Origin of the sequence: Streptomyces sp. FXJ1.172 (assembly GCF_001636945.3) — a bacterium.
Taxonomy (GTDB): Bacteria; Actinomycetota; Actinomycetes; order Streptomycetales; family Streptomycetaceae; genus Streptomyces.
In genome coordinates this window covers 1,292,891-1,309,429 of record NZ_CP119133.2, presented here as the reverse complement: position 1 = coordinate 1,309,429, position 16,539 = coordinate 1,292,891, and the positions used below count along the sequence as shown (strand labels likewise).

Here is a 16,539-nt window from a genome sequence, read left to right as displayed (position 1 = left end):
TGATGTGCCGTCAGGCGTCGTACACCGCACGGACGTTGGGGCGCGGTGCCGGTGCGTGCCGGGCCGCCGGGCCCCGCGCGAAGGTCCGCAGGAGGTTCTCGGTGGTGCGGGTGACGAAGGCCCGGGTGCGGCCGTCCATCCCGTGATCCCGGCCGAGCACGCCCGTCCCGGCCACCAGGCCCTCCACCCAGCGCATGGTCCCGGTCGCGAACACGCCCGACCCGGCCGAGGCCGTGTAGTACGCCGAGTCGCTGTGACTGGGCCGCCCGCCGCACACCAGCGGGGAGTGCGCGGTGATCTCCAGCTCGCCGGGGGTGGGGGAACCGGGCGTCACCCGGTCGTACTCGACGCCGACGAGATGCGCGAAGCTCTCGCCGGAGCGTACGCCCGTGCCCTCGTACAGCCAGTGATCGGCGGCCCGGACCGCATAGGGCGCATCGACCGGATAGCCCTCGTAGAGCACACCGGTCAGCGCGGACTCGGGATCGGGCGCGGGCGGCAGCCGGTAGTCGGTGGTGACCAGGGCCGGGTGTGAGCCGTAGTAGGGGTCGGCATGACAGTCGGACTTGTAGCAGATCACGGTACGGTCGTCGGCTCCCTCGCCGGCCTCCAGCCGGACCCGCCGGAAGCAGGTGTTCGCGCCGAGGAAGGCGATGTTCGTCCCGGCGTCCCGGGCCGCGGTCACATGGGCGCGCTGCTGCGGCGTCCAGTACTCGTCGTGCCCCAGGCAGACGACCGCGTGGGCGCCCCGCAGCACCGCCGGATCCCGGTGGACGTCGAGGCCCGTGCTGTAGGCGAGGGGGATGCCCAGGCGCTCGGCCAGCACCACCAGCGCCCACTCGTACACCAGGAACTTCTCGGCGCCCACGCCGTCGTAGGGCCGGTCGAAGCTCACCGCGAGGGAACGCGTGGCGTACGCCCCGGACGCGCCGGCGTACAGACTGCTGCCGCCCCAGCGGTTGTACGCCTGCCAGGTCGCCGGGGCGTGCAGCAGCACCGTACGGCCCGCGCCCTCGGCGGAGCGGACGATCAGCGGCAGGTACCGCTGGTGGCCGGTGTCCGCCTCCAGCCGCAGCAGATAGGCGCCCTCCGGCCACCCGCGGCTGTCCACGGCCAGTGTCACCGGCCAGTCGGCGCGCACGGTGCGGGTGGCGGGCAGGACGCGCGGGGCCGGCCGGGCGCGGCCGGGTATGCGCCGCGAGGTCCAGATCCGGCGGGCCTGCCGGCCGCCGTACCAGCCGACCCGGAACGCGGACACCCGGAACGACGCGGCCGTGGTCGACACATGCAGCCCGAACTCCTCGCCGGGGGCTACGCTCACCCGGCCCGCGTACCCGGCCACCGCGTCCGCCGGGCCGGTCGGGCCCAGCCGCCAGTCGGCACTGCCCGGTGCGTCCCGTTCCGACTCCGGGCGCAGCCGCCCGTCGTGTGCGGCCGCGGAGTGCGGATGCTGCGGCGCGGCCGTGCACGCGGCGGCCGTACCGAGGCTCAGGCCGGCGCACACGGTGAGGAAGTGCCGGCGCTCGAGACCGGGGCCGTCGTGAGCGGGCGTGGGTTCGGGCAGCGGAGCCACGTCACCTCCCGGGTGCAGGTGGACTCCAGCGTCCCGACGGCCACTCGTCCGGCGCAACCGCGGGGCGGCGGTGGCACGGGGGTACGGCCGTCGTCGTCCGGCGTGACCGGAGGGCGGCGACGGCGCGGGAGCGCGGCCGCCGGGGCTACCGCCGAACGGGTGACGGCGTCAGGTGCGGTCAGGTGCGAAAGCCGGCGTGCACGTGGTCGTGATGGGTCGCGTCGCTGAAGAACTGGCCGGCGCCGCCGCCCGGCAGCAGCACCGGGCCGCCCACGTTGTACGACCCGGCCGCCGCCGCGTCCCGCATGAACCGTTCGATCAGGCTGCGCGGGGTCGCCGGATCGACGACCGCGTGGCCGTCGATCCGCCATACGTCGAAGGCCCGGCCGCGCGGATGGTCGCTGGGCCGGCTGGTGCCGAACACGTCGTGCGGATGCCCGGAGCGGACGACGCTCACCTCCAGCCGGTACGTCCGCGCCAGCGCGAGCATCGCCCGCGCCACGCTGGTGTGCACCTGGCCGCTGCGCAGGTCCGCCGTGGCGGCGGGCGGCAGCACGATCCGGTCGTCGGCCAGCGCCGCGCGCACGTCCGCGGCCAGTGATTTCACGGCAGGCCCGGGCCGCGCCGGGTGCAGGGCGTCGACCGTCCAGCCGCTTCCCGAGCGGGAGAGCCGCACGTCGACCGTCGTCCCGCCGGCATCGACCGTGCCGCCGCGCCGGGTCCACTGCCGGCAGACCACCAGCACACTGGCCGACCCTGCGAGGATCCCGCCGTACTGCGCGTCCACGACCTGCAGGACCGCCTGGTCGGCCGTCGGCAGCAAGGGCCCGGCCTGCCCGACGAGCCCGGTCGGCAACCGGAGCGCCGCGACCCGCGCCCGCGCCGCCGCCGCTCCGCCCTGCCCTGCGGGCCAGTCACCGATCGCCTCAACCACCTGCACGGCACGCAGCTTCGCGGCGGGCTGCACCTCGGCGGAGGTCGGACGGCAGGGCGTGGTGCGCGGCAGACCGGAGGAGGGCGCGGCCGAGGCGGCGGAGCGGGACGGGGGAGACGGGGACGGGGAGGACTTGGACGGGGAGGGTTTGGACGAGGAGGGTTTGGCCGGGCCCGATGCGCCGCTGGAACAGCCCGCGGCACCGATCGCGAGGCCGGCCAGGGACGCGAGCACGGCCCGGCGGCCGGGCGGGGGAGCCGCGGGCGCGGGAGTGCGGGTCATAGGGCCCAGTGTCCGCCGTGGGGCACGGGGCGGGCGAGTGGCGGGGTTCCGGTTCCTTGTCGACGGCGTCCGTGCGTGTGAGCGGTGGTCGCCGCCCGACGCATCAGGGATGCAGGCGGCTTCCGGCTGGTGGGACCGTGCCGGAGCGGCCGTGGGTCACCCGGCCTGTCCGTGGCCGGTGAAGAAGCCGGCGAGGCTGTCGCTTCGGGCTGTAGCCGCCCTTCGCTCAGAACGGCGGCTCGTCGAGGAGTCCGAGGAGGGACTCGGTGCCCTGGGTGGAGAGCGGGGGTGTGCCGGACGGGCCGGGGAACGTGCGGCCCCAGGAAGCGGCGCGGCTCAGGGCGCTCAGGCGCCAGCCGAGGCGGGCGGCGCGTCGTAGGTCCGCCGGGGTGCGGCCCGGCTCCGTCCACGGCTCCAGATAGGCGTCCAGCAGCCGGGGCAGGGCCTGCGGCCCGTACCGGGCGAGAGCCTTGTCGGCGGGGATCCGCAGGCTGCAGAAGGGGTGCGAGACGGCGGCGTCGCCCCAGTCGAAGAAGGTGAACCGGTCCGGCGCGGGACGGAACAGCTGGCCGTCGTGCAGGTCCGCGTGGTCGAGGGTGTCCTGGACGCCGAGGGAGGCGAGTTCGGCGCACCAGTCCGTGAGCCGGGGCCGCAGCCGCTCCAGCCGGACGCGTGTCTCCGGGGGCGGTGCGGTGCTGCCGTCGAGCAGGGTGTCGAACACCTCGGGCAGGTCGAGGGTCCGGGCGGCGGGCACGCCCAGCCGCTCGATCTCGTGCGTGTGCGGGACCAGCGCCCGCTGCATGCGCGCGTACTGTCCCAACAAGGCTTCCCAGGTGTGCAGTTCGACCGGTTCCTGGGCGAGCACGGTCCGGAACAGATCGCCTCCGTCGGGCAGCAGCACCCACGCCCGTCCGGCGTCGACGGCCAGTGGCCGCAGCACATGCTCCGGCACCCAGCGGGCGAGCGCGGCGGTCAGCGGGCCCTCGAACGCGCTGGCCGGCGGGTTCGCCTTGAACCAGACGGCACCTCGCCCCTCGACGGGCACCCGTACCAGCACCGACCACGGCCGCAGCCGCACCCCGAGGTCACCGCTCGCCCGCAGCCCGCGCAGGGCGAGCTGCTCCTCGACCCAGCCGAGCGCCGAGGCCCGCCAGGACTCCTGCTCCCACGGGGTCACCGCGTCCGCGTAGGCGCCCCGGTCGACGGTGATCGAACACTGATGCCGCATGCTGCCATCCCACCAGCACGAACGCCCCGTGGCCAGTCCTTTTCGATCTCCGGGCCGCGTGCACAGGCCTGGCCGCGTACACACGAGCGCGCCCCCGGTCACCGACCGGGGGCGCGTCGCCGTGCGCGGGGAATCAGACGCGCTGCTTGCGGCGCATCGTCAGGTACGTGCCGGTCGCGCCCGCGGCCAGCAGGGCGCCCACGCCGAGGCCGACCGGCAGGGCCGGGAAGCCGGAGGCGTCGGTCGTCGCGGCCGTGTTCTGCATGTCCGGGCCCGGGGTGATGTCCGTGCTCACCGGGGCGACGTACTTGATCGGGCCGACGGACTTGACCGAGCCGTCCGTGTTCAGCAGCACCTGCTTGCCGTTCGGGTGCCGGAAGTCGAACATGCCGGACAGGGAGCCCGCCGTGGCGTCGAAGGAGTGGTCACCGATACGCGCGGTGTGCCAGTTGTCCTCGATGAACCGGGTGATGGACGCCTGGTTGGTCAGCGTGTGGTCGACCTTGTTCACCTTGCTGAACGGCGAGATGACGAGCAGCGGCTGGCGGGTGCCCGGGCCGCAGCGGTCGGCGTAGCCGCCGGCCGCCTTCGGGCCCTTCTGGCAGGCGGGGCTGTCGGTCGCCTTGCCGTTGGAGCCGACCGCGGAGTCCGTCGAGCCGTTCTTCGGGGCGACGAAGGCGTGGTCGTACCAGCCGTCGGAGTCGTCGTAGGCGACCACGATCGCGGTGGACTTCCACTGCGGCGAACTCTGGATCGCGTTGATCTCGTTCACCAGGAAGTGCTGCTCGTCGGTCGGGTCCGAGTAGCCGGCGTGGCCGTCCTGGTACGCGCCGGCCTTGAGGAAGCTGACGGCCGGGAGCTTGCCCGCCTTGAGCGCGGCGGAGAAGTCGGTCAGGTCGTAGTTGTGGTTGGCCTGACCGCTGTGGCCGATCTCCGAGACGGACTTGGGCGCCAGGTGGTGCGGGTTGGCCGTCGACCTGTAGTACGAGAACGGGTTGTGGTGCGGGCTGTAGTCCGCCACGGCCGCGCCGCCCACGTTGGTGTGCGTGGTGTCGCACTTGGCGTACGCGCCCGACTGGCCGTTCCAGGCGGTCGACGGGCGGAAGCCGCCCTGGAACCAACCCCAGCTCACCTTCTTGGCGTTGAGCAGGTCACCGATGTTCTTGCCCTGCAGCGCGGCCAGCGCGTTGGTGCTGGTGTGGTCCTTGCCGGAGCAGTCGTCGAAGGCCGGGTCGGGGTCGTTGATCACCGTGCCGACACCCTTGGCGTCGGGCGACTGGATCGCGTACGAGTCCGGCTTCGAGGTCTGCTTGCCGGTGGCCGGGTCCACGGAGATCGCACCGTGCGTGTTGCCGGAGACCAGGTTCAGCGCACCGGGCGTGGACGGGCCGTAGTTCGAGCTGTAGGCGCGGTCGCCCAGGGTGTAGTGCTGGGCGTAGTTCCACAGCGCGGTGACGGTGTTGCCGTCGTAGTAGTCCATCGCCAGGCCCGGCTCGCCGAACAGGCCGCCGCTGCACTTGTCGACCTCGGTGTTCTGCACGAACTGGTCGGCCTTGCCGCCGTCGTACGCGTACTGCTCCGCCCCGTAGGAGTGGTTCTGGTCGCAGGTCATCGCCTGGGACGAGGAGAGCCGCTTGGGCGCGTACTGGTTCGGGTTGTGCTGCAGCAGACCCGCGTGGGCGAGGGTGTCGATGTCCTTGGGGGTGTTCTTCGACGCCGTGAACTTCGTGCCGTCGGTGTTGGCGGCCTTCGGGTAGGTCGCGAAGTAGTGGTCGAACGAGATGTTCTCGTCGAACAGCACGACGACGTGCTTGATCGGTGTGGCGGTCGAGGAATGCCCGCCGTGCGCCTCGGGCGCCGCGGCCCAACCGGGCGCGTTGCTGCCGAGCACGGTGAGCGCGGCGGCGCCCGCGAGCGCTCCCAGGCTCCGCATAGCGGCTCGTCTTCCTCTGCTGGCCATGATGGTCAACCCCTCCGGACAGAACGTCTGTGCGTACGTACGAGCACGGATGCTGTGCCCGCCGCGCGGCGCGACGGCGGAGCCATGATGGCCTCTGAGTGAACACCGAGTCATGGATGCTGGGGTAAAACTTGACTGTGTGTTGACCCGGCGGGCGGCCAAGTTGTCCGGACAGGTTCAGGCGAGAAGTGCGCGCCCGTACCAGTCCGCGGCATCCCGTACACCGGGCAGCGCGAAGAAGTAGCCGCCGCCGAACGGAGTGATGTAGTCCGTCAGCGGTTCACCCGCCAGCCGGTGCTGCACGGTCTCGAACTGCCGCTTCAGATCCTGCTGGTAGCAGCAGAACAGCAGGCCCATGTCGAGGTTGCCGTTGGCGTCCATGCCCCGGTCGTAGTTGTAGGCGCGGCGCAGGAGGCGCTGGTCGGCGGTGGCGGGTGTGCGCGGGTTGGCCCGGCGTATGTGCGAGTCGAGCGGGATGACGTCACCCTTGGGGTCGTCGGCGTACTTCGGTGTGTCGTGCTCGTGGTCGCCGTCCAGCGGTGCGCCGGAGACCCGGGCGCGGCCGAACATCCGTTCCTGCTCGCTGAGCGAGACCCGGTCCCAGAACTCCACCAGCATGCGGATGAGCCGCACCACCTGGTAGCTGCCGCCGGCCGTCCAGTCCGGCTCGCCCGCGTCCTTGCCCACCCAGATCAGGCGGTCCATCTCGCGGGCGCTGGCGGTGTCCGGGTTGGCGGTGCCGTCCTTGAAGCCGAGCAGGTTGCGCGGGGTGCCCGACGGGCGGGGCGGGCTGCTGAAGCCGTCCAGCCGCCAGCGGACCTGAAGCGCGCCCCTGGTGTGCCGGGCGATGTCACGCAGCGCGTGCAGCGTGGTGTCCGGCTCGTCGGCGTGCAGGTGGAGGCTGAGGTCGCCGTGGCACCAGTCGGCCTGCAGATCGTCGTCGGGGAAGGCGGGCATCGCGGTCAGCCGCCTGGGCTTGTGCGCCGTGAGCCCGTACCGGTCGTCGAAGAGCGAGGCGCCCACGCCCACGGTGACGGCCAGTTGGCCGGCGGGCAGTTGGCCGCCGAGCACGCCCGAGTCGGCGGGCGGGCCGGTGATGCCGACCGGGGACGGCGTCCCGCCGGAGGTGAGGAAGCGGGCTCGCTCGGTCAACGTGCGCAGCACGTCGGTGAGTTCCGCACGGGTCTCGGCGGTCACGTCGAGGGAGGCGAAGACGCTGGTCCGACGGGGCGCCGCGATCGCGGAGGCCTGATGGACCCCGTGGAAGGGGGCCACGGCGTTCGTCGCGGTGGCTGTCGCGGCGGCGGTGGTCTCCGGTGCCGCGGCGGCGCTCGTGGTGAGTCCGGCGCCCGCCAGCGCGGCACCCCGCAGAAAGCCGCGCCGGCCCAGGCCGTCGGGTCGTCCGTAGCTGCTCACACGGTCCTCCGCGGGTCGCACAGGGTGGCCACCGACGCCAGCCGCTCCACCAGGTCGCCGAGCACGGAGTCGGTCTGCTCCCGCTGTGCGCGGCTCAGCCGGCCGAGCGGCAGCCAGCCGTCGCCGTGCCGGAAGCCGTCGAGGGTGCGCTGGGCGCGGTCCAACTGCTGGGCCAGGCCCGGCAGATCGGCGTACCGGGTGATGAGCAGGGGACGCAGCCGGGAGAGCACCTCGCGGGTGCCGTCGAGGTTGGCGCGGGCGGTGGCGAGGTTGCTGCCGCTGCCGTAGTCGGTGCGGCCGGTCAGCTCGAACTGCACGGTGTTCTCCAGGATCTCGTGCGCGCGCAGCCCCAGCTGGGCCGGGTCCATCCGGGTCTGGGACCAATTGTCACGCAGCCCGGTCACGGCCTTGACCAGCGCCGCCGCCGGGGCGCGCAGCCCGTCGGCCGACTCGCCGTGCCACAGCCCGTACTCGATGCGGTGGAACCCGGCGAAGCCCTGGTCGTGCACCCCGTCGGGCAGCCCCGCGTCCGTGCCGTTGATCTGCGCGTCCGCGTCGCCGAAGGCGTCGTACGCGGCCCCGAGCCGCTCGTACTCCAGATGCGCGGGCAGCCAGTCGGAGCGGGCGGCGGCCAGGTCACCGCGGTCGACCGCGTCCCTGAGCGTCGTCGTCAGCCGTACGACGCCGTCGAGCCCGCCGCCGATCCACTTCTGGTAGGCGAGCGCCGGCGGGATCAGGTCGTGCTCGGTGACCGGGGACGCGCCGGGACCGGGCTGCCCCGAAGTGATGCGCACCGCCGGCCCGGTCACCGCGTCGGCGTCGTCGGGCACGCACTTGAAGGCGTACGTCCCCTTCCCGAGCCGGACCGTCAACTGGCGTGTCGTACCGGGCCCGATGCCCTCCACCTCGCCGTACACCGCCTGGCTGCCGGGGTCCTCGAGATAGACCTCGGCGGCGCCGTCGGAGGAGTTGTGCAGGTCGAAGGTGCGCAGCCCGGACTCGGGCCGGGTCCAGCCCTGGCCACAGTGGCCCTGCGACACGTCGATGACGATGTGCCCGGGCTTGTCGTCGGCGGGGTGGCCCGCGCGCCCGTCGCCCGGGGACAGCGCCAGGACCGTGCCCGCGAGAGCCACGGCGAGGACGACGAACACGGCGGGTGCCGTCCGGAGACGAACGGACCGCGTGCCGAGGCGAGGCAACGGCATGGCGAGCCTTTCCGGGACGACGTACGCAGCGGCCTCATGGTAGGCGCCCGTCAGGTCCGAACACCTGTCCAAAGGCTTCGATGGCCAAGAATTCCCCCGGGGTTAACCAGCTCTTGGCCGCCGCACGCCCCTGGACCTCCCACCACGTCGCCGACCTGCTCCGGCCGGCCCCGCCGGGGAGGCCGGCGTCAGCGCACCGGGAAGCCGAAGGAGTAGCCCTGCTGCTTCAGCCACGGCAGCAGGGTGCGCAGCGCGGCCACGGTCTGCGAGCGGTCACCGCCCGCGTCGTGGAACAGGATCGTCGGCCCGTTGGACAGCTCGCGCTGGACGGTGGCCACGATGGCGCTCGCGCCCGGCCGCTCGAAGTCCTTGGAGTCCACGTTCCAGCCCAGCGGCCGCATCCCGTGCGAGGCCGCGAGCGTGCGGCTGTACGGAGTGAACGCACCACCCGGGGCGCGGTAGTACATCGGCGGTGTGCCACCGGACGCCTTGGTGATCTGCTGCTCGGCCTCCAGGATCTGCTGCGACTGGTAGGCCTCGGACTTCTTGTCCATCGTGGTGTCGTGCGACACGGTGTGGTCGCACAGCCGGTGCCCGGCCGCCACCACCTGCCGGACCAGGTCCGGGTGCGCCTCGGCCTGCGGGCCGATCATGCAGAACGTCGCCTTCACACCGTTGTCGCGCAGCACTTGGAGCACCTGCGGGGTCCACACCGGGTTCGGCCCGTCGTCGATGGTGATGTTGACCGCGTGCGCGCCGCCGTCCGAGGCATGGGCGATGACCGGGGACACGGTCACCGTTTTCGGCGCGGTGTGCCGCGCCGTGGCGCCGGACGAGGCGCCGCCGCCGGACTGGCCGGCCTGCGCGGTCCATACCGAGGTGGCGGCGGCGACCGCCGTGACGCCTACCGCCGCCGCGACCATCCGGCCGTACCAGCCCCGCCCGTTGTGCCGCGCCATGTCCCCGCCCCTGTTCCGTGATGTACCGCCGTGTTCCTGTGCACCTGTCAGGACGGGCAGGGTTGATCACGGGATCCGTCTGTTACCGATCACGGACAATTCCGGGGCGCTTCCGCGACAGACGCCCCTGACGCCTTTCTCCGACGCGCCGGCCACCCGGCCTGCGGTACGGTGCCCGGATGCCTCTGTACCCGGAGATCGAGCCGTACGACAACGGCATGCTCGACGTGGGGGACGGCAACCACATCCACTGGGAGACCTGCGGGAACCCCGACGGCAAGCCCGCCGTCGTGCTGCACGGCGGACCGGGCTCCGGCTGCACCCCTTACACCCGGCGGCTGTTCGACCCGGCCGCCTACCGGATCGTCCAGCTCGACCAGCGCGGCAGCGGCCGTTCCACCCCGCACGCGAGCCGCCACGACACCGACATGAGCGCGAACACGACGGCTCATCTGATGGCCGACCTGGAACTGCTGCGCCGGCAACTGGGCATCGAACGGTGGCTGGTGTGGGGCGTGTCCTGGGGATCGGTGCTCGCGCTGCGCTATGCCGAGACCCACCCGGGCGTCGTCTCCGAGCTGGTGCTGACCGGCGTCGCCACGGGGTCGGACGCCGAGGTCGAGCTGCTGACCCGCGGGCTCGGCCGCGTCTTCCCGGACGCCTTCGAACGGTTCCGCTCCCAGGTCCCCGCCGGCGAGCGCGACGGCAACCTCGCCGCCGCCTACAGCAGGCTGCTCGAATCCCCCGACCCCGAGGTGCGCCAGCCGGCCGCGCGGGCCTGGACCGACTGGGAGACGGCTACGATCCCCGCGCCGCCACGCTCGGTCGCCCGCTACGAGGACCCCGTCTTCCGCATGGGCTTCGCCCGCACGGTCACGCACTACTGGGGCAACGGCCACTTCCTCGGCGAGGGCGGCGACGACGGAGTGGTGCTGCGCGACGCGCACCTGCTCAAGGGCATTCCCGGCACGCTCGTCCAGGGAAGCCTCGACTTCGGCAACCTGCTCGGCATCGTCTGGCGGCTCCACCATGCGTGGCCGGACTGCGAGTTGGTGACGGTGGGCGGCGCCGGGCACAACGGCGGCGCACCGGGCATGGCGCGGGCGCTGGTGGCGGCCACCGACCGGTACGCACGTGACGACCACAAGCTTCGATGACAAGGAGTCCTTGGTGACCGCACCGCCCCGGCTGCTGCCGCTGCTGGACCAGTTCGACTTCGCCCGGGAGCGGCTGCTCGGCCGGCTGGCCGGGCCCGTCATGAACAGCGGCGACGGCACGGACACCAAGGTCGAGCCGCTGACCGACGACGAGTACTTCTGGGAACCCGTCCCGGGCTGCTGGTCCGTCAGGCGGCGCGAGGACGGGCCCGGTCCGCGTGCGACCCACCTGGCGGGCGGCGGTGCGTGGGGCCGGGACGCGGCGCCGTACCCGCATCCCTGGCCGCCGCCCGTCACCACCCTCGCCTGGCGGCTGAGCCATCTCTCCGAGATGCTCGCCCTGCGCGCGGACCACACCTGCGGGAGCCGCTCGGCGACCCGGGAGGAGTACCCCGTCAGCGGGGACGCCGCCGGGGCGATCGCCGCCTTCGAGGCCGGTGCCGCCGCCTGGCGGGAGGCACTGCTGGGCGCGGACGACACGGCGCTGGACACGGTGGGCCACTGCGCCTACCCGTACGGCAGCGACGCGGAGGAGCCGTTCCTCGACATCGTGTGGTGGGTCAACCAGGAAGTCCTGCACCACGGCGCCGAGATCGCCTTGCTCCGGGACCTCTACCGGGCCGGCGGCCGGCCGAGCTGACCGGGCGGGCCGGAACCCGCCCCGCCCGTGGACGCGGCGCACCCCCTAGCCCGAGTACTCCGGCCACACGGACCGCGTGCCACGGCCGAACGTCGTCGCGGTCAGGCACGGGGTGACCGCGGCGGTGACCCCCGGCCCGGTACGCGGGGACGGTACCCACGCCCGCGCTCCGGCGAGTCGGCGCTGGGTCCGCGGGCCGCGGCTCAGCGGCTCGAGCGCTGCGCGGCCACGATCGTGTCCGTGGCCGGCCCCGCCCCCGCCCGCCGCTGCACGCGCTCGGCGAATCCCGGGAACTGCGACGCGATCCTGGTCAGGAACCGCAGCTCGGGCGGGGCCACGTTGATCTCGGCGACATCCCGGGTGATCGCCCGCAGCACGCCCTTGACGACCTGCTCCGGCGACACGGTGCGGACACCGCCGGGCGTGGCGGAGCCGGTGCTCGCGAACATTCCCACGTCGCGGACGAAGCCCGGCTGGACGATCGAGACGCCGACGCCCGTGCCGTGCAGATCCTGGCGGAAGGCCAGTGAGAAGCCGCGCAGCCCGAACTTCGTCGCGTTGTACAGCGACGACGACTTGGTGGCCGCCACGCCGGACAGTGATCCGAGGAAGCAGATGTGCCCGCGTCCGGCGGCCACCATGCCGGGGGCGAGCAGCCGGGCGAGCATTGCGGGGGCCCGCAGGTTCACCGCGAGGGCCCGGTCGATCTGCTCCGGGGTGTAGTCGAGGACGTCGCCGCTGGAGGGCAGGGCCGCGTTGGCGACGAGGATGTCCGTGCCGGCCGCTTCCTCGGCGAGCCGTGCCACGTCGTCGGGGTCGGCCAGGTCCGCGAGGATCGTCCGGGCGCCGTACCGCTCCGCGAGGGGTTCCAGCGCCTCGCGCCGCCGCCCGGTGAGGACGAGGCGGGCGCCGCGAGCGGACATCCCGGCGGCGAGCGCGCCTCCGATGCCCCCGGTGACGCCGGTGAGCAGAACGGTTGATCCGGTGATGTCCATGACTGCCTCCCCTACTGTTCGTTCGAACGAACAGTAGGGGAGGCGGAACAGGCCTGTCCACCGGGTGGTGGAAGAATGCGGGACATGTCGCATGCCGCCCCCTCCGCCCCGACACGCCAGCGCATCATCACCGCCGTGCTGCGGATCATCGGAGAGGACGGGGTCGCCGCGGTCACCAACCGCCGGATCGCCAAGGAAGCCGGTGTCTCGCTCGGCTCGATCACGTACCACTTCGAGACCCAGCACGAGCTGTTGCGGGAGAGCCTGCTGCACTTCGTGCGCGAGGAGGCACGGCACTTCACCGAGCTGGCCGACCAGTGCCGTACCGAGGGCATCGACGTCGAGGACGCGGCGTCCCTGGCCGGGCAGGTCGCCCGCGGCTCGGCGCTGGACAGCGCCCACCTCGCGCCCTTCGAGCTGTATCTGCACGCCGGGCGTGACGAGCGGCTGCGCGAGGCGGCCGCGGAGGCGTTCCGGGCCTACGACCGGCTCGCCATCCAGATCCTCACCGCGCTGGGCGTTGCGGACGCCGAGCGCCTGGCCGCCACGGCGGTCGCCCTGGTGATGGGCCTGCAACTGCGCCGCCTGGCCACGGGCAGCCCCGCGGACGACCTGGCCGACGCCCTCCTGCTCCTCGTCCAGGGGCCCGCCGGTCAGCCGGTCCCGGCCCCTTCCGGAGGGCCGGCGGCTCGGTAGTGCGCCCGGTCCTGGCGGGCCGCGGCCGCCTCCTCGCGCCCTCCGTCCGGCGGATGTCCGCACGGCGGCGGACAATCGGGACGATGGTGGCGTAAGGGTGGAATCAATGGATTCAGCGTCAGAAGGCAGCGACGCCTCCCCGTCCGCGGGACCGGGGGATCTCCTCGACGCGTCCAGCGACGCGGCCGCGGTGATCTCCGCGCGAGGCGTCGTCATCGGCTGGACCCGCAGCGCCGCGGCACTGCTCGGCCATCCGGCGGCGGAGGTCGTCGGCCGCTCCGGCGCGCGCCTGCTGGCCATGCCCGAGGACCCCGCACGGCTCGCCGGCATCGTGGAGCGGTGCCGCGCCGGCAACGGCTGGAGCGGGCGGATCGCCGTACGCCACGCGGACGGCCACGCCCTCGACGTGGAACTGCGCGTCTCCGCCTCCTTCCGCATCGCGGCGCACGAGTGCTTCCTGGTGTCGGCGCGCGCACAGTGCCCGCGGTGGACCATGGGCGAGTCCGTCCTCGACGGATTCCTCACCCGCGCACCGGTCGGCATGGCCGTCATGGATCCGCAGCTGCGCTACGTCTGGATGAACGACACCCTGGAACGCTTCGGCGGAGTGCCCCGCGAGCAACGGCTCGGCCGGCGCCTGAGCGAGCTGCTGCCGGGCCTGCAGGCGGAGGCCCTGGAGACGCTGATGCGCAAGGTGGTCGCGACGGGGCTGCCGGTGACCGACTACGAGTACGAGGGCTGGAGCTGGGCCGACCCGCACCGCCGGCACGCCTACTCGACCTCGTTCTTCCCCCTGGTGGACGCCGACGGCACCATCACCGGCGTGTGTTACATGGTCCAGGACGTCACCGAGCGCTGGCACGCCCGTCAGCTCCTGACCCTGGTCAACGAGGCCGGCACCAGCATCGGCCGGACGCTGGACGTGATGCGGACCGCTCAGGAACTCGCCGACTTCGCCGTCCCCCGCTTCGCGGACTTCGTCGTCGTCGACCTGCTGGAACCCGTGCTCAGCACCGAGGGCCACGGAGCCTGGCTGCCCGACGCCGGACCCGCGCCCGCCCGGCCGGTGATGTACCGCGCCGCGGTGCGCACGGTGCGCGAAGGGGCGCCCGAGTCCGTCGTCCAGGTCGGCGAGGCCGTCCACTTCGTCCCGCCGCCCCACGACGCCGGCCTGCTCGTCGACGGCGAGCCGCTGCTCATCCCGGTCCTCGACCCCTCCGGCGAACCGGACGACCTGTGGGCCGCCCGGTCACCGCTGCGTGCACGGCGGATCCGGGAGTACGGCCTGCACTCGCTGATCGCCGCGCCCATGCGGGCCCGCAACACCGTCCTGGGCCTGACCACCTTCGCCCGCTCGCTCAACCCGGTCTCCTTCGGCCCCGACGAGGTCCTGGTCGCCCGCGAACTGGTGGCACGAGCGGCCGTGTGCGTCGACAACGCCCGCCGCTACACCAGGGAACACACGGCGGCGGTCACCCTGCAGCGCAGCCTGCTGCCCCCCGCCGTAACCGGCGGCACCGCCCTGGAGGTCGCCTCCTCCTATCTCCCGGCGGACCCGACCGGTGGCGTCGGCGGCGACTGGTTCGACGTGATCCCGCTGTCCGGCGCACGCGTCGGCCTCGTCATCGGCGACGTCGTGGGCCACGGCATCACCGCGGCGGCCAGCATGGGCCGGCTGCGCACGGCGGTGCAGACCCTCGCCGAGATGGAGATGCCTCCTGACGAACTCCTCGCCCACCTCGACGACCTCGTGCTCCGGCTGAGCGACGAGGAGACCGCCGCCGGGCGTTCCACGGCCACCTTCATCGGCGCGACCTGCCTCTACGCCGTCTACGACCCGGTCGATCGGCGGTGCACGATGGCCCGCGCCGGACACCCGCCGCCCGTCGTCGTCGCGCCGGGCGGACATGCCGGGTTCCCCGAGATCCCCGCCGGACCCCCGCTCGGGCTGGGCGGCATGTCCTTCGAGGCGACCGAGATCGAACTGGCCGAGAACAGCCTCTTCGGCCTCTACACCGACGGCCTCATCGAGGGCCGCGACCACGACGTGGAGCGGGGCATGGCCCGGCTCGGCGAGGTCCTCGCGCACACCGGGGAGAACCTGGACGCGCTGTGCACCTCCGCGGTGCGGCAGCTCGTGCCCGTGCCCCAGCCCGACGACATCGCCCTTCTGCTGACCCGCACCCACGCCCTCGGCGCCGACCAGGTCGTCTCCTGGGACGTGCCCCCCGACCCGGCCGCCGTCGGCGACCTGCGCGCCCGGGCCACTCGCCAGGTATGCGACTGGGGCCTGGCGGAGCTGGCCCTGACGACGGAACTCATCGTGAGTGAACTCGTCACGAACGCCATTCGCTACGCCGCACCGCCCATCGGGCTCCGCCTCCTTCGCGACGCCCGCCTCACCTGCGAGGTCGCCGACGCCAGCAGCACCGCCCCCCGGCTGCGGCACGCCCGGAGCACCGACGAGGGCGGACGCGGACTCTTCCTGGTCGCCCAGCTCGCCCATCGCTGGGGCGCCCGGTACACGGACCAGGGCAAGATCATCTGGGCCGAGCAGGAGATCCCCTGAGCCCGGATTTGCCTTCGAGCGGACTCCAGCAGCCAGACTGGCGCCGACGGGTCATCGGTACCGAGAACACCGAGAACACCGAGAACACAGCCCCCCGGGCGGTACGCCCGGGACAGCACAGAAAAGGCGGCGGCCGATGGCAGCGACGAACAAGGCGGGGCACCCCCTGCCGTACGACACCTACCGCGAGGCCATCGCCCGCGAGACCCTGCGCTTCGCCGAGGCGGTGGAGGGCGCCGACCCCACGAGCGCCGTCCCCTCCTGCCCCGGCTGGACCCTGGCCGACCTCACCCGGCATGTGGGCGCGCTGCAGCGCTGGTTCGCCACACTGCTGACCCAGCGGGTGCAGGAGCCGCCGCGCAGCCGCGACGTGGAGCTGGGGCTGCCGCAGGACCCGCGGGACTATCCCGGCTGGGTGGCGGCCGGGGAACCCGCCGTCGCGGCCGTGCTGCGGGACACGGACCCCGAGGCGTCGATGTGGGCCTGGGGCGAGGACCGGCACGCGCGGTTCTGGGCCCGCCGGATGCTCTTCGAGACGCTGGTGCACCGCGTCGACGCGGAGCACGCCGTCGGCCGGGCGGCGGACATCGACCCCGCTCTCGCGGCGGACGGCGTGGACGAGTTCCTCGTCAACCTGCCCCACGCGGGCCTCTTCGCCCCCGGGGTGACCAAGCTGCGCGGTGACGGCGAGACCCTCGCGTTCCACTGCACGGACACCGCCGAGGAGTGGCGGGTGCGCCTGGACCCGGACGGCTTCCGCCTGGCGGAAATCACGGGCGGCGAACCCGCGGCGGCCGTGCACGCACGGGCGGCGGACCTCCTGCTGCTCCTGTACGGGCGGCGGTCGTACCAGGACCCCGGCCACGAGGTCTCGGGACGCACCGCGCTGCTCGACAACTGGTTCGCCCACACGGCCTTCTGACCC

13 protein-coding genes are annotated in these 16,539 nt (G+C 73.3%); 5 read left to right on the top strand and 8 right to left on the bottom strand.

Going from position 1 to position 16,539, the window contains the following annotated elements:
• Window positions 1-10: 10 nt before the first annotated feature.
• The 7 genes from A6P39_RS06215 to A6P39_RS06185 form a co-directional block, all read right to left on the bottom strand.
• Window positions 11-1,573: a N,N-dimethylformamidase beta subunit family domain-containing protein gene (locus tag A6P39_RS06215; RefSeq protein WP_234378851.1), complete on the bottom strand. Its 1,563-nt coding sequence runs from the start codon at window positions 1,571-1,573 to the stop codon at window positions 11-13.
• Between the two features lie 178 nt (window positions 1,574-1,751).
• Entirely contained in the window at window positions 1,752-2,789 is a 1,038-nt protein-coding gene (locus tag A6P39_RS06210; RefSeq protein ID WP_107304326.1) for a hypothetical protein, read from the bottom strand.
• Between the two features lie 226 nt (window positions 2,790-3,015).
• The gene (locus tag A6P39_RS06205; RefSeq protein ID WP_067044732.1) at window positions 3,016-4,017 is read right to left on the bottom strand and encodes a phosphotransferase; all 1,002 of its coding nucleotides are present in this window, start codon (window positions 4,015-4,017) and stop codon (window positions 3,016-3,018) included.
• A gap of 133 nt (window positions 4,018-4,150) precedes the next feature.
• A complete protein-coding gene (locus A6P39_RS06200) occupies window positions 4,151-5,950 on the bottom strand; it encodes a phospholipase C (protein WP_234378852.1) in 1,800 nt (599 codons plus the stop codon).
• A 204-nt stretch (window positions 5,951-6,154) separates the two neighbouring features.
• Window positions 6,155-7,393 (bottom strand): iron uptake transporter deferrochelatase/peroxidase subunit, encoded by a 1,239-nt coding sequence (gene efeB, locus A6P39_RS06195; RefSeq protein WP_107304328.1) that lies wholly within the window; start codon window positions 7,391-7,393, stop codon window positions 6,155-6,157.
• Window positions 7,390-8,598 (bottom strand): EfeM/EfeO family lipoprotein, encoded by a 1,209-nt coding sequence (locus tag A6P39_RS06190; RefSeq protein WP_067044738.1) that lies wholly within the window; start codon window positions 8,596-8,598, stop codon window positions 7,390-7,392. Before A6P39_RS06190 ends, efeB begins: the two co-directional genes overlap by 4 nt.
• A gap of 188 nt (window positions 8,599-8,786) precedes the next feature.
• Window positions 8,787-9,557, bottom strand: a complete 771-nt coding sequence (locus A6P39_RS06185) for a polysaccharide deacetylase family protein (protein ID WP_067044741.1) — start codon at window positions 9,555-9,557, stop codon at window positions 8,787-8,789.
• Between the two features lie 179 nt (window positions 9,558-9,736).
• On the opposite strand from A6P39_RS06185, the gene pip reads away from it, so the two are divergent.
• Both pip and A6P39_RS06175 read left to right on the top strand, forming a co-directional pair.
• The gene (gene pip, locus A6P39_RS06180) at window positions 9,737-10,714 is read left to right on the top strand and encodes a prolyl aminopeptidase (protein ID WP_067044744.1); all 978 of its coding nucleotides are present in this window, start codon (window positions 9,737-9,739) and stop codon (window positions 10,712-10,714) included.
• Between the two features lie 13 nt (window positions 10,715-10,727).
• Window positions 10,728-11,354: a DinB family protein gene (locus tag A6P39_RS06175; RefSeq protein ID WP_067044747.1), complete on the top strand. Its 627-nt coding sequence runs from the start codon at window positions 10,728-10,730 to the stop codon at window positions 11,352-11,354.
• Window positions 11,355-11,557: 203 nt separating this feature from the next.
• On the opposite strand, the gene A6P39_RS06170 is transcribed toward A6P39_RS06175, so the two are convergent.
• Complete coding sequence (locus A6P39_RS06170; RefSeq protein WP_067044750.1) at window positions 11,558-12,349, bottom strand: SDR family NAD(P)-dependent oxidoreductase; 792 nt, start codon at window positions 12,347-12,349, stop codon at window positions 11,558-11,560.
• 84 nt (window positions 12,350-12,433) lie between these two features.
• On the opposite strand from A6P39_RS06170, the gene A6P39_RS06165 reads away from it, so the two are divergent.
• From A6P39_RS06165 to A6P39_RS06155, 3 genes are all read left to right on the top strand, one after another.
• Window positions 12,434-13,045 (top strand): TetR/AcrR family transcriptional regulator, encoded by a 612-nt coding sequence (locus A6P39_RS06165; RefSeq protein ID WP_067044753.1) that lies wholly within the window; start codon window positions 12,434-12,436, stop codon window positions 13,043-13,045.
• Window positions 13,046-13,151: 106 nt separating this feature from the next.
• Window positions 13,152-15,614 (top strand): SpoIIE family protein phosphatase, encoded by a 2,463-nt coding sequence (locus tag A6P39_RS06160; protein ID WP_067044756.1) that lies wholly within the window; start codon window positions 13,152-13,154, stop codon window positions 15,612-15,614.
• A gap of 136 nt (window positions 15,615-15,750) precedes the next feature.
• Window positions 15,751-16,536 (top strand): maleylpyruvate isomerase family mycothiol-dependent enzyme, encoded by a 786-nt coding sequence (locus A6P39_RS06155; RefSeq protein ID WP_067044759.1) that lies wholly within the window; start codon window positions 15,751-15,753, stop codon window positions 16,534-16,536.
• The last annotated feature ends 3 nt before the right edge of the window (window positions 16,537-16,539 follow it).